Here is a 20092-nt window from a genome sequence, read left to right as displayed (position 1 = left end):
GGATGCAATGGGGTCAAATAAAAACATTATTTATCCTCTGCTTCTTACTTCTTGATATATACTTATTATCGATCGTCCTAGAACAGAAAGAAAACGAGGAATATGGGTATACTGGTGACCAACAGCAGCAAGTGGAGCAGACACTTGAATCAGAAAATATTACGGTACCCGATGAATTACCAGAGCCGTTACCGGATGAAGAATTAATCACCATGAAGCAAAAAACATTTAACGAGGACGAACTAAAGGTCATCAAATCAAAAGAAGACCAAGAAATTGAAGTAATCAATAATAGTTCCATCCTCTCCTTAGTGAAAAAATCGGAAGCAATTCCAGAAAATGCTACCGATAATGATATAGAACAACTAGTAGCTTCTAAGGTATACTTAGGGAATGAGTATGCTTTTGAAAACTGGGATAAAGATCGAAACATTTTAATATTTTTCCAAACAAAGAATGACAGACCCATTTACTATAATCAAAATGGTGTCCTGTTTGTTTATCTAAATGACAAAAATGAAATAGTCGCTTATACACAATCCTTTCTTGGTGCCCCAGAAGCAGGAAGCGATAAAAAAAGCTTAATTAAGCCACATGATGCCATCATGAAGCTGATAAATAGTAACTTATTATATCCAAATAATGAAGTCACAGAAGTGGAAGTTGGCTATTATACCACATATCCATTAGATAGTGGTGGGCAAGTACTAGCTCCAACTTGGAAGATATCCATTAAAGATAGTCGTCCTAGATTTGTTAATGCTATCCAGCAATACGTTGTTCCACTAAACGAAAAGTTTGTGGAAGAAGTGATAGAATCAAGTATAGAGAATCTAAGTTTACTCAAGGGCAAAGAGGAATTTAAAAGAGGTATGCTAGATATTCTAACTAGCAAGCAAAAGATTAATCGGAGTGAATCAGCATGACGTTACGTTTTAGTGTCTTAGCATCCGGGAGTACGGGAAATGCTTTCTATATTGAATCGAATAAAGAGAAACTACTGGTAGATGCTGGACTAAGCGGTAAACAAATGGACAAGCTATTTGATGAGGTCCAGGTTTCCCCAGCGGATTTATCCGGAATACTAGTAACCCACGAGCATAGCGACCATATCAAGGGACTTGGTATCATTGCTCGTAAATATAATCTACCAATCTATGCAAACCAAAAAACATGGAATGCCATGGAAGGATCCATTGGAAAACTATCACTAGACCAGAAGTTTGTTTTTAACATGGAAGAAGTAAAGACATTTGGTGATATTGACGTAGAATCCTTTGGAGTCTCCCATGATGCAGCAGAACCAATGTTTTACGTGTTCCGACATGGCGGAAAGAAAGTTGCCTTAGTAACCGACCTAGGCTATGTATCCGAGCGAATTAAGAAAACAATCGAAGGCGCAGATGCCTATGTCTTCGAATCCAACCACGACGTTGGCATGCTCCGCATGGGAAGATACCCCTGGAGCGTCAAACGCCGCATCCTAGGAGACTCCGGCCACGTCTCCAACGAAGATTGTGGTTTGGCTCTAACCGATGTAATTGATAACAACACCAAGCGAATATATCTCGCACACTTAAGTAAAGATAATAACATGAAAGACCTAGCACGCATGTCCGTAGACAACATCCTACGAGAGCGCGGGATTGAAGTGGAGCTACATGACACCGACCCACTAATGCCAACCGGGATGTATGAGGTTGGGTAGGGATAGTGTGCAGGACTTTGGAATTGAGGATTTAGGGGAGCGACTGGGGTCGCTCTTTTTTTGTTGGGGTTTTGGGGTGGCTGGCTTTTCGGAAACAATTGTGGTGGATTAGGTGCATGTTTGCCTATATGCGAGGTTCTATAAGACAGAATTAGTGCGTAAGGCAAGATTCTGTCTTATAGGAGCAGTTCTAAAAGCCAAAGTTAATGAAAAGGGTGCAGGTTTGTCTAATAGAACAGTTCTAAAAGCCAAAGTTAATGAAAAGAGTGTAAGTTTGTCTAATAGAATGGTTCTAAAAGCCAAAGTTAATGAAAAGGGTGCAGGTTTGTCTAATAGAATGGTTCTAAAGGACAAAGTTAATGAAAAGAGTGCAAGTTTGTCTAATAGAACGGTTCTAAAGGACAAAGTTAATGAAAAGAGCGAAACTCTGTCTAATAGATTAGATCTAAAAGACAGAGTGAATGGAAAACCCCACAACTCTGTCTAATAGATTCTAATATAATGCTTAATAGTGATATCTTATAGCATATCTTACCCCTGCCACTTACTCAAAATATGTCCACCTTCTATTTCCGAGCTTATTAAAATTCTTCTCAAGTACTCTTGAAAATGTTCTCAGGGAAGCTATACCTCCACACCAATCGTAAATTTCTTTTGTCGTTAATTTTCTATTAGGGAAAAGCAGCTTGAATTCTTGTATGCTACGTAATACGGTTTCTTCAAAATCAACTACTTTATTACAATGCATACAGATACAATTGGTCCATTTATTAATCATATTCCACGACCCACAACCCCGACAAACCACACCCTTCCGCAACTCCCCATAACTATAATCCGGCAATCTCTTAAAAGGTGACTCGGTCAAATGCATAGAAACCAACTTATCAGCAAATGCTTTATGTTTTTTCGTGATGCGGGAGTTGAGTGAATTGAGTTGTTTCATGTGGCGGTTGACTTGAGTTGGGAGGATGAATGGTTTATCGAGTGGGGCCTGGTAAAGGGTGAAGGCTGGATTGATGAATACGACTGAGGAGTTAATTTGTGTGGTAACACTGAGGGTTTGGAGTAGTTGTCTTAGTAGGGATTCGGAGCGGCTTATCTGGTTCATGGGGTTTGTGATTTCGTAATTTGTCTTAGTTAATATTCGGTCGTTTTCAAAATAGAAGTCTCCTTCGTGATTTTTAACTTCGAAAAGGTATAGCATATCGGCGATGAGGAGGGTGTCGATTTGGAAGGTGGTGCTGCCGACTTGGAGTAATAAGTCATTTAACGCTAAACAATCACAACGTAAGTTCCTAGTTAATTCATCAAATGCCAGTTCACCTTCATACCCCTTTTTCAATTTATAAAGATGTTGCTTGTCCTTTTCGGATAACTGCATTCGAGCATCCAAGACTTCTAACACTTCTAACTCTGTTGGTTTCTCTCTTTTCTTGTATTCCATTAACAAACTTCCTTCCTTTCCTAAATTTTTATAATTATACTATCACTCTATTATATATTGATAGCCATTGCAAAAATGTTTAATCCAATTGAAAAGGAACATAATAATCCTACATAATAAAAAGGAGATTTACATATGGGCTATTATAATCAAAATTACCCACCGAATCCTCATCGAAAGAAAGGGAATAGTTGGGTTCCATTAGTGTTGGGGATTGTGATTGGTGCTTTACTTGTATCGATTGCTGTTCCGAGATTTTTAGAAATGAGTGAACAGGCGAAAACGAGATCGGCCAGGAATAATTCTAATGATATCAATACACAAGAGGTAGTGTCGCTGGATGTATCGACTCGAATAACAGAAGTAGTGGAGGTTGTTACGCCGACTGTAGTTGGGATTACGAATATTGTGCATCGTGCCGATTTTTTAGAGCAGCAGCAGGAAAGTGAAGCAGGGACTGGATCTGGCGTTATTTATAAAAAGGATAATCGTTATGCATATATTGTTACGAATCATCATGTTATTGAAGGAGCAGATGAAATTGAAGTATTGCTAAGTGATGATACGGTGCTTGAAGCACGGCTCCTTGGTACTGATTTATTTTCTGATCTAGCGGTTCTAAGAGTGGATGGTGGTGCTATCGACCGTACGATTGAGTTGGGGAGTTCTGAAAATCTCAAGGTTGGGGAGCCGGTCATTGCTATTGGCAATCCGCTGGGCCATATGTTTTCTGGCTCGGTAACACAAGGGATTATTAGTGGGACGCAGCGAACAATACCGCAGGATTTCAATTTGGATGGAAGGGCGGATTGGCAGGCTGAGGTTATCCAGACCGATGCTGCGATTAACCCAGGGAATAGTGGTGGTGCATTGATCAATATGGATGCACAACTGATTGGTATTAATTCGATGAAAATTAATCAGGAAGCGGTTGAAGGGATTGGTTTCTCCATTCCAGTTGATTCCGCTTGGCCCATTATAGATGAGTTAGAAAAAACTGGGGAGGTCAAGCGTCCATATATAGGGGTGGAAATTTACTCATTAGAAGAAGTTCCACGTCTGGAGTGGGATGAAACCTTGAATTTACCTAAGGATATTGAGGGTGGCGTATACGTCTGGAGTGTAGAGCCGTTATCTCCTGCAGATAAGGCAGGACTTGACCGATTGGATGTCATTACCCATTTAGATGATAAGCAAATTATGAATATGATTGATTTGAGAAAAATCTTGTATCAGGAAAAAGATATTGGGGATGAAGTAGAAATTACGTACTATCGAGATGGTGAAAGAAGAACGACAACTATAGTGTTGGGCGTTCAACGATAAAAGGAAAAACTGTACGAAAGGGAGGTTGATGTCTAACCTCCGATAGCGTGCAGTTTTTTTATTCACTGATAAGAAATTAGTAGGAATGTATAAAGACCCACAAATTATCCCCATTTGCGAAAAGTTATTCACAATTTGTGTATATAAATTTAGTCGCCATCTATATTTTGTGTCGAAATAAATCGAAAACACAAAATAGCTACGAACATTTGTGCATATGTGGATAAAAATGTGGATAACTAGATAAAAACTAGTTGATAATCTGTTAATATCTGAAAATCATCTAAAACTTCTTTCCAGGTACATGTTTAAATAATAAAAGTAAAAGAATGATAACAACAATATCAAGACGTGCTTGGAAAGCAAAGACAAAGAATCCTTGTGTAATGAGGATTGGTAGTTTGGAAAAGTATAGGGCACCTGCCATAATGACGAGTAATGGGATGGTGGCTTTTTTAACATACATTCCCGCAGCTATTAGAGCACCACATCCAACTTCCACAATTGCTACCAGAAAAAGCGTGGACTCTGCAAATGGCACCCCAAGTTCATGAAAGTGTGAACGGAAACCCATTGAATCGGTTAATAGTAACTTCACTATACCCGATGCAATAAACACATATCCAACAGCATAGCAAAGCCAAGTTGCCATATTCATGTTCAGCCTAATGATAATCTCCTCCTGCCATCTAGTTCTGTTCCCTAATATGTATGCAGGATTGAGGACAATCTTGACAAGCTTTCAAGAAATATTTGTCCAAACCTTGAAAAATAAACGTAATATTTCCTTTCTTCAAAACAAAAATGTATAGTATAAAAAGAGATCATTTTGAGAAACGCTTATGATAAGGCGTTATTGAAGACAGAAGGAAGTGCAATACATGTTAAGACGTTTTTTCTCATACTATAAGCCTCATAAAAGGCTTTTTATCATTGATTTTACCTGTGCTGTTTTTGTAGCATTCCTAGAATTAGCTTTTCCGATTGCGGTACAGGAGTTTATCGACGAATTACTGCCAGATCAGAACTGGAGCTTGATTGTACTTGCCAGTGTTTTACTTTTAGCTGTGTATTTACTAAGTACCTTTATGCAATATGTCGTGACATACTGGGGTCATAAATTAGGGGTAAATATTGAGACAGACATGCGTCAGGACCTGTTTCAGCATACACAAAGACAGTCTTTTCGATTTTTTGATAATACCAAAACTGGCCATATTATGAGTCGAATCACTAATGACTTATTTGATATTGGGGAATTCGCCCATCATGGACCAGAGGATATGTTTATTGCTTTCATGACATTTGTGGGTGCATTTGCATTAATGTTCAATATCAATTTCCATCTATCAGTGATAATTCTAATTATCGTGCCGATCCTCATTTTCCTTATTACGTATAGTAATATCAAAATGAATAAAGCATGGAAATCCATGTATGAAGAAATCGCAGAAGTGAATGGACGAGTGGAAGATGCCGTATCGGGTGTCCGAGTGGTCCAGTCCTTTACGAATGAAGATTACGAAATGAAACGTTTCACAAGGGATAACTATAACTTTAGAAAAGCAAAAATTAGTGCTTATAAGGTGATGGCGTTTGTTCATTCCAATATTTATATGATGATGCGTCTAATCGTCCTGATCGTTTTAGTCTATGGTGCTTGGTTGACCTTTAATGATCGAATGACTTATGGAGAACTTGTGAGTTTTATTCTATTTACAAATGTTCTTTTTAATCCAATTAACAAAATTAGTGCACTACTTGAAATGTATCCAAAAGGAATGGCTGGGTTTAAGCGATTTACTGAAATTCTGGATACCGTGCCAGATGTACAAGACAGAAAAAATGCTCAAACTGTAAAAGACTTACAAGGATTTGTTTCCTTCCATAAAGTAACGTTTGGTTACGAGAAAACACAAGGTCCAGTCGTCAAAGCCATGAGCTTTAATATTAATGCTGGAGAAACAGTTGCTTTTGTTGGACCATCGGGGGCTGGAAAAACTACGATATCTTCCTTGATTCCACGTTTCTATGATGTAGACAGTGGGCAAATTACAATTGATGGTATTGATATTCGGGATATGACGAAGCGATCCTTACGCGAGCATATTGGTATTGTTCAACAGGATGTTTTCCTATTCACTGGAACCCTTCGTGAAAACATCGCTTATGGAAAATTAGATGCTACAGAAGAGGAAATTCGTGAAGCGGCAAGAAGAGCACATATGGAAGAATTTATTAATGAATTACCAGATGGCTATGAAACGCAAGTTGGGGAAAGAGGACTTAAGCTTTCCGGTGGTCAAAAGCAACGAATTGCAATCGCAAGGATGTTCTTAAAGAATCCACCAATCTTAATTCTAGATGAAGCAACTTCAGCGCTTGATACAGAAACAGAAATGATTATTCAACAAGCTTTAAATGAGTTAGCGAAAGACCGGACAACAATCATCATTGCTCACCGACTTGCGACCATTCGTAATGCGGATCGAATTATGGTGGTGACGAAAAAGGGAATTGAAGAAGAAGGAAGCCATGAAGAACTACTAAGAAGAAATGGTATCTTCGCCAATCTCCATAAAGTCCAGATGCAATAGCCTATAAAAAGAAGATTTGACTCTTAAGACGAGCAAATCTTCTTTTTTGTTTATGACGCCAAAAATTCAACTATTATATTATTAAATAGGATAGGATTTTCCAAGTATGGATGATGTCCACTGTCCAATACCTTATAAACAGCATTGGAAAAGTGGAAGCTTTCGTGATGTTTTGGCCCTATCGCATAATCGTATTTCCCAGACAATACTAATACCGGCACCCTAACACCAACAGTAAGTTTTCTAAAGTCTTGAAAATATGCTTCAGATGAAAATACATATTGTTGAAAATCAGGTTTCACCTGAATATCTGCATCTATCCTATCCATTTTTTCCTTATGGGATAGAGACTGAAACTGCAGCTTGTGAAATAAGTCCTTTTCCATAAGTAACTGCACTGTTTCATAAAATGCATTCAAGATATTAGGAATGTCATCACGGGAAATCTCAAAAGAATCTAATCCTAATAACGCTCTGCCTTTCTTAATTTGATACCCAAATGACTCTTTCATTTCTAATGTCACATTGGATAAAATTAACCCCTTAACTCGTTCAGGAAAGCGCTCCGCATATTGGACGGCAAGAATTCCACCGAAAGAATGTCCCATGACATTCCATTGTTCAAAACCAAAATGTTTTCGTACCTCTTCTAAATCTTGCAACAAACGTTCTAGTGAATAATCACCATGAGAAGAAATCTCAGAACGTCCACAGCCTCTTTGATCCAAGTAAATCATTTCTAGATTCTCTGCGAGTAGATCACCAGTAGTTTCTTGAAACGATTTGCTCCAGTACCCTGGCCCACCGTGAAGGAAAATACATGGTAAACCCGTCCCCTCTTTTTCTAGGAACAAGGAAACACCATCACTTGTCTTTATGTACATGTTTAATCCCCCTAAAACAAACCTCTAAAGATTACATTCGCAGAGACGGGTTTACGATCCAATTCCCTAGCCCAGACAGAAAGCTGACCAATGTGATGAATTTCATGAGCAATGATATGATGGAGTATCTCTTCTTTCATGAAGTTACCCTCAATCCATGACGCATTAACTAATTTATCAGAGCTAACTCTATCATTCAGAAGAAAATAACTAATCTCCTTACGATATTGATTCGATAACTCCCGGACTGTCTCTACGTCAGTAAATGTATTAAAATCAACCACGATATCTTCTCTCCCCTGAATGGCACAAATCCAACTATACTCTACATCAATAATATGTACTAGTGTATGAAGGATATTTCCTACCCCTCCTGTACGGACTTTCAAAAGCTCTTCAGGTGGTAGTTGTTCACACCAGTCTAACCATTCATCTCGAACTTGCCAGTTATATTGAAAAAAATGATACATAATTCACTCTCCTCACCTATTGAATCGACAGGAACCAACGAATCCATGTCGATATTTCCCGGGAAATGTAAAATCCTAGTCCTTCTTTTGTAAAACATAAATCATCTCCAAACTGTCATTTGAAAGTGGCGACTCCTGCCAATCACGGAACATATGTAAAATGCTAAATCCATTAGCCTCGGCTAGTCGCTGCATTTCTTGCGGATAAACATATCGTAAACTAATTCCAGTTCTATTTTCCGATCCACCCTGAGCTTTTCGAATAGTGGTATAGTGTTGAATTTGCTTTAGGGCATCATACTCACTAATGGTATAAACATCTACTTTTTCCCCAGATGAAGGATCGGTGTAACTCCTCCAATACTCCTCTTCAGCAGGTTGCAGAAGTTCTTCTCCACTCGGAAATCTAGTATTGAAAATAAAAACACCATTTACTTCTAAATGATCATGTACTGCACGTAACAGTTGATCCTGTTCGAGATTGGTATGGAAATGTTGAAAGGAGTTGCCCACCATATAAATTAGTTTACTTGTAACTCCAAGTTCCAACGAAGTACAATCTTGTTGCACCCACTTAACGGGAAGATTACTAGATTTATTCTTTGCTTGCTCTAACATCCCTGCGTGAATATCGACGCCAATCATCGGGTGACCTTTCTCAGCAAACGGTATGGTCGCCCTTCCAGTTCCACAGGCGAGATCGATAATCGTTCCATTTACTTGCTCTGCCCACTTTAATAGAAAAGAAACGTCATCCTTATATCCATCATTTTCAAAGTCATAAAGATCAGGATTATCATATTCTTCTAAGTTTGTTTTCATAGTTATAGTCCCCCTAATATGTCATCTAGTTCTACCAAATGGTCCGATAGCCAGATCATTTCCTGTACAAATCGTTTCGGTGGCCCCTTTCGTTCATCCATCATTACGTCAAGCCACCATTCACTTTCTAAATACCATAATAAAGTTAAAGCATTCGTTAGGAAGCGATTTCCTGTCTCCTGATGTGACTGATACCCTTTTAAAAAAGCAATAACTGGAGGAATCTGCAATCCATCCTCATTCAATGCACCAGAAATAACAGCTCTACCAACGTCTAATGATAAATAATCCATTTTCATTCGGTCAAAATCAAGAATGGCAGAAAGCTGGTCACCATCAAATAGAATATTGTCTACCCATAAATCTCGATGTGCCCAACCTTTCCGGCTAACCTTTAATTTATTAACATCAACAATCTCCATCAGTTCAAGCTGCTTGTCTATTACTGGAAGGAGATCATATTTAGTAGTTTGATAGATTTCATTATATACGCTTTTCCAATAAGCAATTCGTTCTTTTCGGTCTGGTAGTATAAATCCTGGATTATCCTTCGTTGGTAAACTACCATCATTTAGTAGAGCGTGCATTCTTCCTGCATGAACCCCAAGCTGGTACATTTGATCCTCTGATAGCGTTCCTGGTTTGATAATTGCTCCAGATTTATATTCCATAACAATAAACTGTTCTCCACCAGGTGAATGCAAGAAACATTCTCCTTGATCCATTAGAATATTAGGACATGGAAAACCAAGATGATGTAGCCGATTTTGTTGATTAAACACACATTTCAATTCTTCAATAGAATATTTTTTTAATCGCTCTTTATTGTACTGTTTAACAAGGTATATTCCTAAATCCGTTTCAATCTTCCATTTTAAATTAAGCCACCCACGTTTGATTGGTTCTATATGATAGATTTCCAGGCCAAACCGTGAAGATACTTCCTGAAGAATGTCCTCAAGAATAGCTTCTTCGGTAAACACAGTTTTCATGGTAACACCACTTTTCAGAATTGTCCTATAATAAGAATAACCTAGATGGATTAGAAATACAAGAATGTATGTTCTGGTTAAGTGTGATTTCTAAACTTAATAAGGTTAATTGCTATTTTGTGATACATTAATAATAGAATTAAAGTACAGAGATTGGAAGAATGGGATTAAACCCTTCCCCAGGCAGTATATTAAACTAAAAAGATAAAGTTCTAAATGGTAATAACTATTTTTGTTTATAGTGAAAAATTTAAAAGGTGAGGTATCTATATGAGATTAGGATTAAAACGAGATGAGGTAAGGTTAGAAACCTTTACCGATGAGTGGCAGAAGAACTTCTTCAACATTAAACAGGACATACTGAAATCAACTCCTCTTCAAGAAGAGCGGATTGAACATATTGGTAGCACCGCGATTAAAGGGACTGTTGCCAAACCAATTATAGATATAGTTGTCGGTGTTGATGATTTAGAGGAAGTTGATCAGGCAATCTTTGAGGGGTTAAAGAAAGTGGGCTTTTTAAGACTTCGTGTGGAACGTCCGAACGAGATAGTGCTTGCTAAGTTTACAGATGAAACATACGAGGAGAAAACACATTATATTCATCTAGTGGAATATAATGGTGACCTTTGGAAGAATCTAATCTTTTTTAGAGATTACCTAAACTCAAACGATTCAGTAAGACAACAATACCAAGACCTCAAACTAAAATTCCTTAAAGAAAAGAATGGTGGAATCAAAGAATACACCGATTATAAGGAGCAATTTGTAAAAGGAATCTATGAGAAGAGAATATAGACCTGCTCCGGTCAGAGTTTAGAAGTTCCACCTCTTACTTCTAAACTCTCTTTTCAACAAATAGCAAAATGAGTGTTGCCAATGGGCCTAATACGAGAGATAGCAAGAACCAGTTCAATCCTGTTCTATTCTTCCCTTGTGCAAGTCCGGCATTGATTAATGCCAGTGTACCCCACCCTACAAAATATTGTTCGTCCATGATCTAGCCTCCCAGAAAACGTATTTTTTCTTTGCTTATCTATTGTCCCTAAATACATCCGTATTGTTTCATCTATTTAAATACTAACATATTAGGAGAAGACTAAAATAAGAAATAACTGCCATGGTATTTTGAAGTTTAAAAAATTCATAATGTGTAGCTTGAATTATGCTATACTGTTCCATAATAAAACAAGGAGGTACCAGTCCAAGGGTAAAACAATCATAAGAGAAAGTCTTATATTATTTTAATAACATTAGAATAAACATGTAGATTTTCTCCTATCGAACGAGTATACAATAGAGAGGAAAATACCATGTTAGATAAAATAAGTGATACTATTTATTATTTATCCAACCAAGATGATAAAGAACGACCAACTCTAGGACTGGTATGTGGTGATCGGTACAGCCTTATAATAGATTCTGGGAATTCTCCACAGCATGCTCAGGAATTTCTATTAGAAATAGAGAATTTAAATGTACCACCAATTAAATATGTTGTGATTACCCATGCCCATTGGGATCATTTCCTTGGAATGAATGAATTTGATGCAACGGTTATCGTGAATAGTGAAACAAACGAAAGAATAAAAGATTGGCAAGGTTTGTCTTATGACGATCATTCACTACAAAAGTATGTGGGTACTAAACAAATCAGTCCTATCTGTATGGAGGTTATACAAACTGAAATTCCAAACAGGGATAATTTTAAGTTAAGGTCTCCGGATGTCATATTTGAGAATTCATTAACTATTGATCTAGGTAATAAACTTTGCATCCTCGATAGAATTAATAGCACCCATACTGATGACTCTACTATTATTTATATACCAGATGAAAAAGTAATATTTCTAGGGGATAGTGGGTATGGGACAACGACAAATTCATTATTTCATTACAAGCAGTCATTGTTACTCCCAATGATGAAAGATATTCAAAAATATGATGCGGAAATGTTTCTACTTGGTCATGAATCGATATGTGACTTAAATGAAATGAATCTATATTGGGAAGAGTTAACAGCAGCAAGTGAAGTTGTGAAGTCCTCCTCGCTAGAAGATGCGATAGCCCTGTTTAAGACAGAACATAAAAGGGACCCTAATGAAAATGAATTATTTTTTATACAAGCTCTTGTGAATGACCATATAATCCAGTCCCGATAATACAATTAAATAAATTATTCAAAGGTAATCAAAAGCCATCTCATAATAATTGAAATGAGATGGTTTTTATTGCTTAATTAAGGTTCTAAATACAATTTACGAAAAGAAAAATGTAAAAGGATAGAAAATGTAATAATCATCTACATGATAAACTAAGAGGTTCCATAACGGGTATGTTACAGCGGCGATAACAATAGAAGTGAGGATGGGTATTACATAATAGTTTTGTTTCTTATATAAACCAAGATTTACTGCCATTCCGATCATCAAAACAAAGATAGCAGGTAATAATATATATAACCCAATTGAAAAGGATCCAAGAAAACTGACTAGATATAGAAACAGTCCGAAGATATAAAAGCCAAGTGCTACCCTATTCTTCAGTTTCATGTCCACTATCCCCCTTTCCTTAATGTTCAACTAGAGTACTTATAAAAATAAAAGATAGGAATCGCCAAAGATTATATTTCTGTAGAATCCTTTGAACCTGATTTATAAGAGAGTAAGTAATAAGCCATTAAAAGAGTAATTAGTCCTCCCAATCCAGAGGTTATGATAGAAGACTCTTCTGGATATTGCCATTTAAGAAATCCTAAAATGCCGACCAGGATCCATCCGATTGTACGAATTTTTGTTTGTTTTTTCAATGTTTCAATCCTCCGCAACTCAAGATATTTCACTTTTAACTAATCTGCAGTTATTTATTTGTATTTAAAAATAACTACAGTACAATCTTCGCATCTTAGTGCTGGTATTTTACCTATTTTAATAAATGCATTATTTATTAAGACTTCACTTCCAAAGTCAGAAAGAACTGGGTCAGGCGATTCTGACCAACTAATTCTACGCGGAGAAAAAATATACCCTCGCTTTAGCTCATTACTGCATTCAGGACATTTTAAAGCATCGTTCATATTAGTTAAACCACCTTCAATTACTATTTTCTTTTTTGACACTGACCTTTTCTTTAAAAATACTTACTGATCCTTCAAAAAATGCATTTTTACAAAATAAGTTAGGATAAGAGTAAAAAGTCCTAAGCCGAAAAGTATACCACCAGAAACAACAAAGTTAGTTATATAACTTTCTACCCTAATATGATACATAGCAGTATCAACACCACCCTGATTAACTAGCCAATTTTCAGCTAAGGATGTACCAAAGTGAGTGCTGAAGAACAAAAGTATAAATCCTATTATAGATAATATAGCCCCAATCGTTATAAATAGATTAAAATTATCCTTTGTCATATAGCACCTCCAATTTTTCACTTATTCTTCATTGATCGCTGCATGGAACGCTGTAAACGTAAACCTTTTAAATGAGGTTTGCTATTCAAATACACAAGTAAAAAGGATACGACGATAAATAATAAATATTTCACATTACCCCTCCTATTACTGATATCAAAAATTAACCGACATATTGTAGTATTAACAAATATAATGCTATGGAAAATCCTAATATACTAGCTTTCATTTTAGCTGGATGGTTCCTCTTGCTACGAAACAAGTATAAGAAAACGGCTATAAATCCTAAGGGAAGCCATAACTGAAAGACACCTTCCCTTGTGCCATGAGAATAGATGGGGGTAATGTAGATGCTAATCAAAAAGTAGAAGAATATTGTAAAGCGGCGAGTTTCTAATTGCTTGCTCCACCTTACTAATAGAAAGATAAATATTATTGCAATAAGTGTAATGTGTAAGGGAGGTAGAACAATAGAGAAATAGCCAAAATTAAATTCCATTCTACATTCCCCCATTAAAAAATAGCTTATCCGCTAATAAAGTTACAGCATATACAAGAAAACTAGGAGCTAAAATATTAAACATAGATTGCTTAAAGGACTTGGGGCTTTTAGAGCTATACCATCTTATTACTTCAAACAATGCAAATATAGATATAATGAAAATAAGACTCTCTTTGTAAAGCATAGCAATCGCCCCTTCAGTTTTACTACGGTCAATCTATTAGGGAATTCCCTTTTAAACAATAATATTTCATATATAAATCCTGCATCTATAAATACATTTTAATAATTTCAACTGCGAAATTGACTACAAAAATAGTAAGCAAGCACAGTAGAAACAATTTCCACCACTTCATATGTTACTCCTTTAAAATATATTTGAATTTAATATTCTCACTAACTTGAGCTAGTTAGTCGATGTCTTTTAAGGTTATTTCATATGTATCTCCGCATAATTCTAATACTACATGATTATCCCAATTTAGAAATTCATCACAACGAATTAATAATTTATTGCTCACCCAACCAAGAAATTCAATTTTGTCCATTTTAATTGGACTATTTATTGGAGATTTAACTTTTAGTGTAGATTCTATTTTTTGAATGTCGTAATAATCTGCAATGATGAAATCGCCAGACGGGGTTACGGTTAAACATTGATATGGAGTTTGAGACTCATAATCAAATAGTTCTCTGCTATAACAGTCAACTTGAAATAAATGATCAGATGTGAGAACAAGGACCTTATTATACTTTTTGGAAAGTGCCACTGCCCTTGGATAACCTCTAAACACTCCACACCATTCATGATAATCTTCATCTTCAAACTTTACCCAAGTCCAATTTTGGGAATTCCAAGGGGTTGATATGTCATAAATCTTCTCCTTGAATTGACCAGAATAAGGTTGGTTAATGATTTCTGCTTTAATAATCACATTTTTATCCTCCGAAAGTGAGAGTAACTTCGGCTAATTATAACATTCCCTTATCAAGATATTCCCAACTAGTTTAATAAGAGATACAGCGTCTTATTAAATATTAGCCTCTCTCTCTATTATAACATGGATAATTATGAATTTTCAGTCTGTTATTTAGAATTATTTTAAATTATGCTAGAAAGAGCCTAATAATAAGGAGGAAGCCAATGCAAGTACAATCTGTTAGTCCCCTATCTACACTCGATCATAATCTTCAACAAGAAGTCATCATGCGAATGCTCCATTTAATAAAAGAATCTTTCGTGTTTCCTGAGGTTGCAAAGGAGATAGAACAAGAGATTCTAAGAAAACTACAAGAGCAGCAATATGCAGAATTACTGGATCCAACCCAGTTTAGCCTACAAATTACGAAAGACTTACAAGTTGTAAGTAAGGATAAGCATCTTGGTTTAAAGTATTTTGACGTGCCAAAAGGAAATAGTGAAGCGGATAAGAGACAAGAAGCTGAAAATAGGAAAAGGCTATTAAGCCTGCACAACTACGGTTTCGAAAAGGTGGAACGGTTACCTGGAAATATTGGGTATCATAAAACATTAAAGTTCTTTGAAACAAATCTGGCTGGTGAGGTAGCTATTGCACCCCTTCAATATTTGGCAAATACGAGTGCTATCATCTTTGACTTACGGGATAACACCGGTGGTTCAGCTGATATGGTTGCGTTAATCTGTAGTTATTTGTTCAAAGGTAGAATACATTTGAATAATTTCCATTGGAGAAAAGACAATCGAGTGGAGCAAATATGGACCAATTCACATATCCAAGGTACCTCTCTTCAGGATAAAGAAGTATTCATTCTAACAAGTAAACGTACATTCTCAGGAGCGGAGGATTTTGCTTACTCTCTAAAAGTGCTAAACCGTGCAACCATAGTTGGAGAGAGAACGAGTGGAGGTGCCCATCCTGGTGGTTTCCAAAGAATTAATGATCACTTTTTTATCAATATACCAATAGGAAGAGCGGTCAATCCGATTACGAATGAAAACTGGGAAATTAATGGTGTCACGCCAAATGTAGAAGTCCAAGAAGAACACTCCCTACCTGTGGCCCAATATATGATACTGACAAACTTAATAAAGAAGAGCTTGAGAATACTTTAAAAGCTGCTGGTATCAGTGTGGAAAGTCTATTGAACCAGTGATATTTGAAGGTTATCATTATCAATGGGTGCAAAGTTAATTAAGGTGATCGAAGTTAGGGTCACCTTTTTTTGTGTGATTTAAATTTTAAGATAAGTTTTTTGAATATTATGTTAGTATTAAGGTAGAGGTTGTGGAGCTAAAGGGAATCAAGAGTAAAAACGTGTGGATGTTATTTGTGAAATGAGGTTATCTCTATGGATTTGGTTATTATTTTTGGTGTTGTAGTAATAGCTATAAGTTGCTTATCAATAGATGGTAAGTTGAAGAAAACCAATGAACAAAACAAAGAAATTATAGAATTATTAAAGAACGTTAAAGAAAAGTAGGCTATGTTTGTTTCTTACTGAAATGTACTTTAGAACAAAAAGTGGGAGCAGATGCGATTACAGGGGGAATTTATCATGGAATTAATTATAGGAATCATGATTTTCGCAGGTTTATATTCAATTCATGATGCTTTAAGAAAAATAAATAATAATATAATGGATCAGACAGAAGAGATTATAAAACTTCAGAAAGAATTAAAGAGAGAAAAATAATATACTCAGTCAAATTTTTCTTGTAGAGATGAAGGGCCAGTAGATTGCATAACTAGAGGAGGGAGATTGGATAGTTGTTTTATAAAGCGAAGACCATCTGGTGGTTACAGGTTATTTCATTATTATTAATTTTATTGTTATTTTTTTCAGTTGCTAATCTATGGATGCTATATTATCTTATTCCACTTGCATTTTTTATATTTTCAACAATCTTTATGGACTTTAAGTTGGTGATATCCGATGGGTTATTGACGTTTCAGATACGTGTTTTTACATTAACTATTTACAAAAAAACGGTTAGTCATAAACAAGTTGAGAAATTGGTATTTAAACGAGTTGGTTGGGGAAATAGATGTGTGATTGTAAAAAAACAAAAAGGCATTCATTTTCGTATCATCAATTTCAGCCCAAAGAGCATTTATCATGATTTAATAGAGTTTGCCAATCGTTATGATATTCCAATTCATAAAACGAAGGATTACTTAATCTTAGAAGGAATGAATAAATAGGAGTGTTGCTTATGGTTCATGCAAAAGATGTTTTATTGGATCAGTTGTTGGCAAATGCGAATGATCCTAGTTGGTACGTACCTTTTACCCATTCAATAAAGAGATTGTCTGAGGAACAAGCATTTTGGAAGCCAAACGAGGAAAGTAATAGCATTGCTGAAATTGTGCAGCATCTACTCTATTGGAATCAAACATGGCAAACAAGGTATCTAAAATCACATGTTGATGCTGTTCCTTCCATAGAAAATAATAACAACAGCTTTATAGTCCCTGAAAATCATACATTTGCACGCTTAACAGACCAATTATTAGAGGTATTATTGCTTTGGCAAACATTATTAGAGGAAGAAAAGGTGGAGAGTAAAGTAAATGGTTTTTCTGAAGATGTGAAATGGTGGCAAGTGCTTGGAAATGTGTCTACTCATAACGCATATCATATAGGACAGATTATTTATATCAGAAAGTTGCAAAACAGTTGGAAACTAGATGTAGAAGAAAATGAATAAATGGAGGCATAAGTCTTTATAAATAGGTTATTAAGGAGAAGTTTATTTGTAATTAACAGAATGTTTAAATTATAAAATTAATTAACCTGTCAACAAACTAAAGGAACTGGAGGTGTTGATATGTCTTTATGGATAATTCTGCTGATTTTATTTGGCGGATTACTGATAATCGGACTATTATTCGATTGGGTAGCAAAGAAAAGGAATATTAAAACGGACTTTCAAGAAGGTGTCAAACATGCTAGTGAGTCAGAAAGAATTTATACAGAAAAAGCATTGGATGATGTAAGGCATAAAATAGGCGATGATAGCAATCATATGTAAAGGGTAGAAATTTCCGAGGACATCTTAAATAAAGGTGACCTCGTTTGTATTTTGTGCAACCTTTTAGTTGCTTATTGTTGACTTGCAACTAAAAGGTTGCGTATAATAAGATCATGAAACAGGAAAAAGAAAGAGACGCTATATTTAAAGCGCTAGCTGATTCAACTCGAAGACTAATATTGGACGAACTATCCGAACGCAATGAGATGACGTTGTTTGAACTTACGTCAAGGCTTATTATGAATCATAATTTAACTATTTCTCGTCAAGGGATTGCGAAACATCTTTCTGTTTTGGAAGAGGCAGGCCTACTAATATCAAAGCGAAAGGGGAAATATCGAGTACTTTTGTTCAACAACGAACCACTTAGGAACTTATTAAAAGAGTGGATGGAGTAATTTATAAGAAACTCGAGATGAGGTTACTTTATGTGATTCGAATAGTTCAGTAGTTACAACAGACTATGCACAACAAAACATAACATTATTGGAGGAAAAATATATGAACATTATTGTTACCAGTTTATTTGTAGACGACCAAGAAAAGGCTTTGAAGTTTTATTCAGAAACGCTTGGTTTCATAAAAAAACACGATATTCCAGTTGGTGAATTTAGGTGGATATCGCTTGTTTCGCCTGACAACCAAGACGGTACGGAGCTTATACTCGAACCAAATGACAACCCAGTTGCCAAAGAATATCAAAGTAAATTACTTGAGCAAGGTATCCCAGCTACCATGTTCGGTGTTACAGATATTCATAAAGAGTATGAACGATTAGTAAAACATGGTGTAGAGTTTACGATGGAGCCGACAAAGATGGGAGATAACACAGTAGCTGTCTTCAATGATACATGTGGTAATCTTATTCAGATTATAGAGTTTAATTAATTCATGTTAACCATATCCAACTTGTTGGACATGGTTTTCTATTTTTACGGTTTCATTTTCCTTATGGTTCAATTGTTCATATAATGATTGGTATAGTATGGTAGTGTTTAGTAGCTAACGATACAGCTGTCTTGAACCTCCAGCGGTCATTGAACAAGATCAATACCTAGGTGCGGAAAGGGTGAAGTTTATGTTTAAAATTGCGGTGATAGTTGTGCACGGATTGATATTTCTATTAGCAACTTTTATTGGGTTGGGAGCAGTGGTATTTAACATCTCTGAGCCAGATCCGTCTAGAACAGATTGGGTTTGGTTAGCGGCTTTTGCTATTTTTAATTTACTTGTCATCATATCTAGTTTTGTACATTTAAAGTTAAGAAAAGTATGGGTGCTTTTATTTACAGTCATTGGCTTGCTTGTTTTATTTTGGTTTTTACCATATATAGTGTATTACGTGGAAGTTATGATTTAACAAAAGAAAGTTTAAAGACTCATGTTTGTACTAGCAGTTTCGTCTAACTTAAAAAGTAAATTCTCATGTTGCACCTATCATATGCCCAATACATATAGATAAATGAGTTAACCTTTTTAAGAAGGAGGAAATGTTACATGTATGAAAATTATTATCAAAACAACCCTACACCAAATTACAGACAAAGGGTGACGATGCAACAAGCTCAGGAAATTGCCCTTAAACGCGTGCCTGGGAATGTTGTGCACGTCGATCTGGATTTAGAAAACGGGGTATTAGTTTATGAAGTATTCATTCTAACCGCTGATAATAGAATAGTTGAGGTTGAGATTGTGGCAAGGTCTGGAAGGATATTAAAAATCGAACAAGAAAATGATTTAGACTAATTGATCTGTTATTACAGTAAATGGTGCGATGTTTATCAAGACATCGCTTTTTTTGTTTAAGTTCGCACCTTATTTTTTGAATATTATGTTAGTATTTAGATGAAAGCATTAAACTACGTACTTCAAGTCAGAAGATTAGGTTTTTAATATATGTAGCCATTCTATCGCTAA

29 protein-coding genes are annotated in these 20092 nt (G+C 35.9%); 17 read left to right on the top strand and 12 right to left on the bottom strand.

All coding sequences use genetic code 11. From position 1 onward, the window contains the following. Positions 1-2: 2 nt before the first annotated feature. The 3 genes from BN999_RS13520 (at position 3) to BN999_RS13510 (ending at position 2195) form a co-directional block, all read left to right on the top strand. Positions 3-926 carry a two-component system regulatory protein YycI gene (locus tag BN999_RS13520; RefSeq protein ID WP_096272190.1) on the top strand — a complete coding sequence of 308 codons (924 nt, stop codon included), beginning with the start codon at positions 3-5 and terminating at the stop codon, positions 924-926. Further along, positions 923-1708, top strand: coding sequence for an MBL fold metallo-hydrolase (locus tag BN999_RS13515; protein WP_096272188.1), 786 nt, complete (start codon positions 923-925; stop codon positions 1706-1708). Before BN999_RS13520 ends, BN999_RS13515 begins: the two co-directional genes overlap by 4 nt. A 112-nt stretch (positions 1709-1820) precedes the next feature. Next, on the top strand, positions 1821-2195 hold the full coding sequence (locus BN999_RS13510; protein ID WP_096272186.1) for a hypothetical protein: 375 nt from the start codon (positions 1821-1823) through the stop codon (positions 2193-2195). A 57-nt stretch (positions 2196-2252) separates the two neighbouring features. Here BN999_RS13510 and BN999_RS13505 read toward each other — a convergent pair whose 3' ends face one another. Beyond that, positions 2253-3155, bottom strand: coding sequence for a nuclease-related domain-containing protein (locus tag BN999_RS13505; RefSeq protein ID WP_096272185.1), 903 nt, complete (start codon positions 3153-3155; stop codon positions 2253-2255). A gap of 135 nt (positions 3156-3290) precedes the next feature. On the opposite strand from BN999_RS13505, the gene BN999_RS13500 reads away from it, so the two are divergent. Continuing rightward, positions 3291-4481, top strand: coding sequence for a S1C family serine protease (locus tag BN999_RS13500; protein WP_096272184.1), 1191 nt, complete (start codon positions 3291-3293; stop codon positions 4479-4481). Positions 4482-4764: 283 nt separating this feature from the next. Here the strand turns inward: BN999_RS13500 and BN999_RS13495 are convergent, their stop codons facing one another. After that, complete coding sequence (locus BN999_RS13495; RefSeq protein WP_096272182.1) at positions 4765-5139, bottom strand: DoxX family protein; 375 nt, start codon at positions 5137-5139, stop codon at positions 4765-4767. Positions 5140-5362: 223 nt separating this feature from the next. Here BN999_RS13495 and BN999_RS13490 point away from each other — a divergent pair, with 223 nt between their 5' ends. Then, entirely contained in the window at positions 5363-7078 is a 1716-nt protein-coding gene (locus BN999_RS13490) for an ABC transporter ATP-binding protein (RefSeq protein ID WP_096272180.1), read from the top strand. Between the two features lie 50 nt (positions 7079-7128). Here the strand turns inward: BN999_RS13490 and BN999_RS13485 are convergent, their stop codons facing one another. From BN999_RS13485 to BN999_RS13470, 4 genes are all read right to left on the bottom strand, one after another. Beyond that, positions 7129-7962, bottom strand: coding sequence for an alpha/beta fold hydrolase (locus BN999_RS13485; protein WP_096272178.1), 834 nt, complete (start codon positions 7960-7962; stop codon positions 7129-7131). An 11-nt stretch (positions 7963-7973) separates the two neighbouring features. Next, a complete protein-coding gene (locus BN999_RS13480) occupies positions 7974-8432 on the bottom strand; it encodes a DinB family protein (protein ID WP_096272176.1) in 459 nt (152 codons plus the stop codon). A 75-nt stretch (positions 8433-8507) separates the two neighbouring features. Beyond that, the gene (locus BN999_RS13475; protein WP_096272174.1) at positions 8508-9254 is read right to left on the bottom strand and encodes a class I SAM-dependent methyltransferase; all 747 of its coding nucleotides are present in this window, start codon (positions 9252-9254) and stop codon (positions 8508-8510) included. A gap of 2 nt (positions 9255-9256) precedes the next feature. Beyond that, on the bottom strand, positions 9257-10246 hold the full coding sequence (locus tag BN999_RS13470; RefSeq protein ID WP_096272172.1) for a phosphotransferase: 990 nt from the start codon (positions 10244-10246) through the stop codon (positions 9257-9259). A 270-nt stretch (positions 10247-10516) separates the two neighbouring features. Here BN999_RS13470 and BN999_RS13465 point away from each other — a divergent pair, with 270 nt between their 5' ends. Beyond that, a complete protein-coding gene (locus tag BN999_RS13465; protein ID WP_096272170.1) occupies positions 10517-11044 on the top strand; it encodes a GrpB family protein in 528 nt (175 codons plus the stop codon). Positions 11045-11084: 40 nt separating this feature from the next. On the opposite strand, the gene BN999_RS20690 is transcribed toward BN999_RS13465, so the two are convergent. Continuing rightward, positions 11085-11243 carry a hypothetical protein gene (locus BN999_RS20690; protein ID WP_176481989.1) on the bottom strand — a complete coding sequence of 53 codons (159 nt, stop codon included), beginning with the start codon at positions 11241-11243 and terminating at the stop codon, positions 11085-11087. Positions 11244-11559: 316 nt separating this feature from the next. Here BN999_RS20690 and BN999_RS13460 point away from each other — a divergent pair, with 316 nt between their 5' ends. Continuing rightward, a complete protein-coding gene (locus BN999_RS13460; RefSeq protein WP_096272168.1) occupies positions 11560-12408 on the top strand; it encodes an MBL fold metallo-hydrolase in 849 nt (282 codons plus the stop codon). A 96-nt stretch (positions 12409-12504) separates the two neighbouring features. Here the strand turns inward: BN999_RS13460 and BN999_RS13455 are convergent, their stop codons facing one another. The 5 genes from BN999_RS13455 to BN999_RS13425 form a co-directional block, all read right to left on the bottom strand. After that, positions 12505-12798, bottom strand: a complete 294-nt coding sequence (locus BN999_RS13455; protein ID WP_096272166.1) for a hypothetical protein — start codon at positions 12796-12798, stop codon at positions 12505-12507. Positions 12799-12869: 71 nt separating this feature from the next. Then, entirely contained in the window at positions 12870-13055 is a 186-nt protein-coding gene (locus BN999_RS13450; protein ID WP_096272164.1) for a hypothetical protein, read from the bottom strand. A 54-nt stretch (positions 13056-13109) separates the two neighbouring features. After that, positions 13110-13364 carry a PF20097 family protein gene (locus BN999_RS13445; protein ID WP_255247473.1) on the bottom strand — a complete coding sequence of 85 codons (255 nt, stop codon included), beginning with the start codon at positions 13362-13364 and terminating at the stop codon, positions 13110-13112. Positions 13365-13385: 21 nt separating this feature from the next. Continuing rightward, a complete protein-coding gene (locus BN999_RS13440) occupies positions 13386-13658 on the bottom strand; it encodes a hypothetical protein (RefSeq protein ID WP_096272160.1) in 273 nt (90 codons plus the stop codon). 912 nt (positions 13659-14570) lie between these two features. After that, complete coding sequence (locus BN999_RS13425) at positions 14571-15095, bottom strand: hypothetical protein (RefSeq protein ID WP_096272154.1); 525 nt, start codon at positions 15093-15095, stop codon at positions 14571-14573. Positions 15096-15304: 209 nt separating this feature from the next. On the opposite strand from BN999_RS13425, the gene BN999_RS13420 reads away from it, so the two are divergent. From BN999_RS13420 to BN999_RS13385, 10 genes are all read left to right on the top strand, one after another. Further along, positions 15305-16255, top strand: coding sequence for a S41 family peptidase (locus BN999_RS13420; protein ID WP_096272152.1), 951 nt, complete (start codon positions 15305-15307; stop codon positions 16253-16255). 236 nt (positions 16256-16491) lie between these two features. Next, positions 16492-16623: a hypothetical protein gene (locus BN999_RS21060; protein ID WP_255247472.1), complete on the top strand. Its 132-nt coding sequence runs from the start codon at positions 16492-16494 to the stop codon at positions 16621-16623. A 75-nt stretch (positions 16624-16698) separates the two neighbouring features. Further along, entirely contained in the window at positions 16699-16836 is a 138-nt protein-coding gene (locus BN999_RS20685; RefSeq protein ID WP_176481988.1) for a hypothetical protein, read from the top strand. 74 nt (positions 16837-16910) lie between these two features. After that, a complete protein-coding gene (locus BN999_RS13415; protein ID WP_096272150.1) occupies positions 16911-17345 on the top strand; it encodes a hypothetical protein in 435 nt (144 codons plus the stop codon). An 11-nt stretch (positions 17346-17356) separates the two neighbouring features. Further along, positions 17357-17851: a DinB family protein gene (locus tag BN999_RS13410; RefSeq protein WP_096272148.1), complete on the top strand. Its 495-nt coding sequence runs from the start codon at positions 17357-17359 to the stop codon at positions 17849-17851. A 120-nt stretch (positions 17852-17971) separates the two neighbouring features. Continuing rightward, positions 17972-18175: a hypothetical protein gene (locus tag BN999_RS13405; RefSeq protein ID WP_096272146.1), complete on the top strand. Its 204-nt coding sequence runs from the start codon at positions 17972-17974 to the stop codon at positions 18173-18175. Positions 18176-18288: 113 nt separating this feature from the next. Next, complete coding sequence (locus BN999_RS13400) at positions 18289-18573, top strand: ArsR/SmtB family transcription factor (protein ID WP_096272144.1); 285 nt, start codon at positions 18289-18291, stop codon at positions 18571-18573. A 103-nt stretch (positions 18574-18676) separates the two neighbouring features. Beyond that, positions 18677-19063, top strand: a complete 387-nt coding sequence (locus BN999_RS13395; protein WP_096272143.1) for a VOC family protein — start codon at positions 18677-18679, stop codon at positions 19061-19063. A 190-nt stretch (positions 19064-19253) separates the two neighbouring features. After that, entirely contained in the window at positions 19254-19535 is a 282-nt protein-coding gene (locus tag BN999_RS13390; RefSeq protein WP_096272141.1) for a hypothetical protein, read from the top strand. Positions 19536-19672: 137 nt separating this feature from the next. After that, positions 19673-19921 carry a PepSY domain-containing protein gene (locus BN999_RS13385; protein WP_096272139.1) on the top strand — a complete coding sequence of 83 codons (249 nt, stop codon included), beginning with the start codon at positions 19673-19675 and terminating at the stop codon, positions 19919-19921. Positions 19922-20092: the final 171 nt, after the last annotated feature.

Origin of the sequence: Paucisalibacillus globulus, assembly GCF_900184735.1 — a bacterium.
GTDB lineage: Bacteria > Bacillota > Bacilli > Bacillales > Amphibacillaceae > Ornithinibacillus > Ornithinibacillus globulus_B.
The sequence above is the reverse complement of the archived record's forward strand: the minus strand, read 5'-3'. Positions and strand labels throughout refer to the sequence as shown.

Bases quoted from the DNA above. Each gene is read 5' to 3' on its own strand.
- BN999_RS13520 (WP_096272190.1), top strand. From the start codon at position 3: ATGCAATGGGGTCAAATAAAAACATTATTTATCCTCTGCTTCTTACTT.
- BN999_RS13515 (WP_096272188.1), top strand. From the start codon at position 923: ATGACGTTACGTTTTAGTGTCTTAGCATCCGGGAGTACGGGAAATGCT.
- BN999_RS13505 (WP_096272185.1), bottom strand. From the start codon at position 3,155: ATGGAATACAAGAAAAGAGAGAAACCAACAGAGTTAGAAGTGTTAGAA.
- BN999_RS13500 (WP_096272184.1), top strand. From the start codon at position 3,291: ATGGGCTATTATAATCAAAATTACCCACCGAATCCTCATCGAAAGAAA.
- BN999_RS13495 (WP_096272182.1), bottom strand. From the start codon at position 5,139: ATGAATATGGCAACTTGGCTTTGCTATGCTGTTGGATATGTGTTTATT.
- BN999_RS13490 (WP_096272180.1), top strand. From the start codon at position 5,363: ATGTTAAGACGTTTTTTCTCATACTATAAGCCTCATAAAAGGCTTTTT.
- BN999_RS13485 (WP_096272178.1), bottom strand. From the start codon at position 7,962: ATGTACATAAAGACAAGTGATGGTGTTTCCTTGTTCCTAGAAAAAGAG.
- BN999_RS13480 (WP_096272176.1), bottom strand. From the start codon at position 8,432: ATGTATCATTTTTTTCAATATAACTGGCAAGTTCGAGATGAATGGTTA.
- BN999_RS13475 (WP_096272174.1), bottom strand. From the start codon at position 9,254: ATGAAAACAAACTTAGAAGAATATGATAATCCTGATCTTTATGACTTT.
- BN999_RS13470 (WP_096272172.1), bottom strand. From the start codon at position 10,246: ATGAAAACTGTGTTTACCGAAGAAGCTATTCTTGAGGACATTCTTCAG.
- BN999_RS13465 (WP_096272170.1), top strand. From the start codon at position 10,517: ATGAGATTAGGATTAAAACGAGATGAGGTAAGGTTAGAAACCTTTACC.
- BN999_RS20690 (WP_176481989.1), bottom strand. From the start codon at position 11,243: ATGGACGAACAATATTTTGTAGGGTGGGGTACACTGGCATTAATCAAT.
- BN999_RS13460 (WP_096272168.1), top strand. From the start codon at position 11,560: ATGTTAGATAAAATAAGTGATACTATTTATTATTTATCCAACCAAGAT.
- BN999_RS13455 (WP_096272166.1), bottom strand. From the start codon at position 12,798: ATGAAACTGAAGAATAGGGTAGCACTTGGCTTTTATATCTTCGGACTG.
- BN999_RS13440 (WP_096272160.1), bottom strand. From the start codon at position 13,658: ATGACAAAGGATAATTTTAATCTATTTATAACGATTGGGGCTATATTA.
- BN999_RS13420 (WP_096272152.1), top strand. From the start codon at position 15,305: ATGCAAGTACAATCTGTTAGTCCCCTATCTACACTCGATCATAATCTT.
- BN999_RS21060 (WP_255247472.1), top strand. From the start codon at position 16,492: ATGGATTTGGTTATTATTTTTGGTGTTGTAGTAATAGCTATAAGTTGC.
- BN999_RS20685 (WP_176481988.1), top strand. From the start codon at position 16,699: ATGGAATTAATTATAGGAATCATGATTTTCGCAGGTTTATATTCAATT.
- BN999_RS13410 (WP_096272148.1), top strand. From the start codon at position 17,357: ATGGTTCATGCAAAAGATGTTTTATTGGATCAGTTGTTGGCAAATGCG.
- BN999_RS13405 (WP_096272146.1), top strand. From the start codon at position 17,972: ATGTCTTTATGGATAATTCTGCTGATTTTATTTGGCGGATTACTGATA.
- BN999_RS13400 (WP_096272144.1), top strand. From the start codon at position 18,289: ATGAAACAGGAAAAAGAAAGAGACGCTATATTTAAAGCGCTAGCTGAT.
- BN999_RS13395 (WP_096272143.1), top strand. From the start codon at position 18,677: ATGAACATTATTGTTACCAGTTTATTTGTAGACGACCAAGAAAAGGCT.
- BN999_RS13390 (WP_096272141.1), top strand. From the start codon at position 19,254: ATGTTTAAAATTGCGGTGATAGTTGTGCACGGATTGATATTTCTATTA.
- BN999_RS13385 (WP_096272139.1), top strand. From the start codon at position 19,673: ATGTATGAAAATTATTATCAAAACAACCCTACACCAAATTACAGACAA.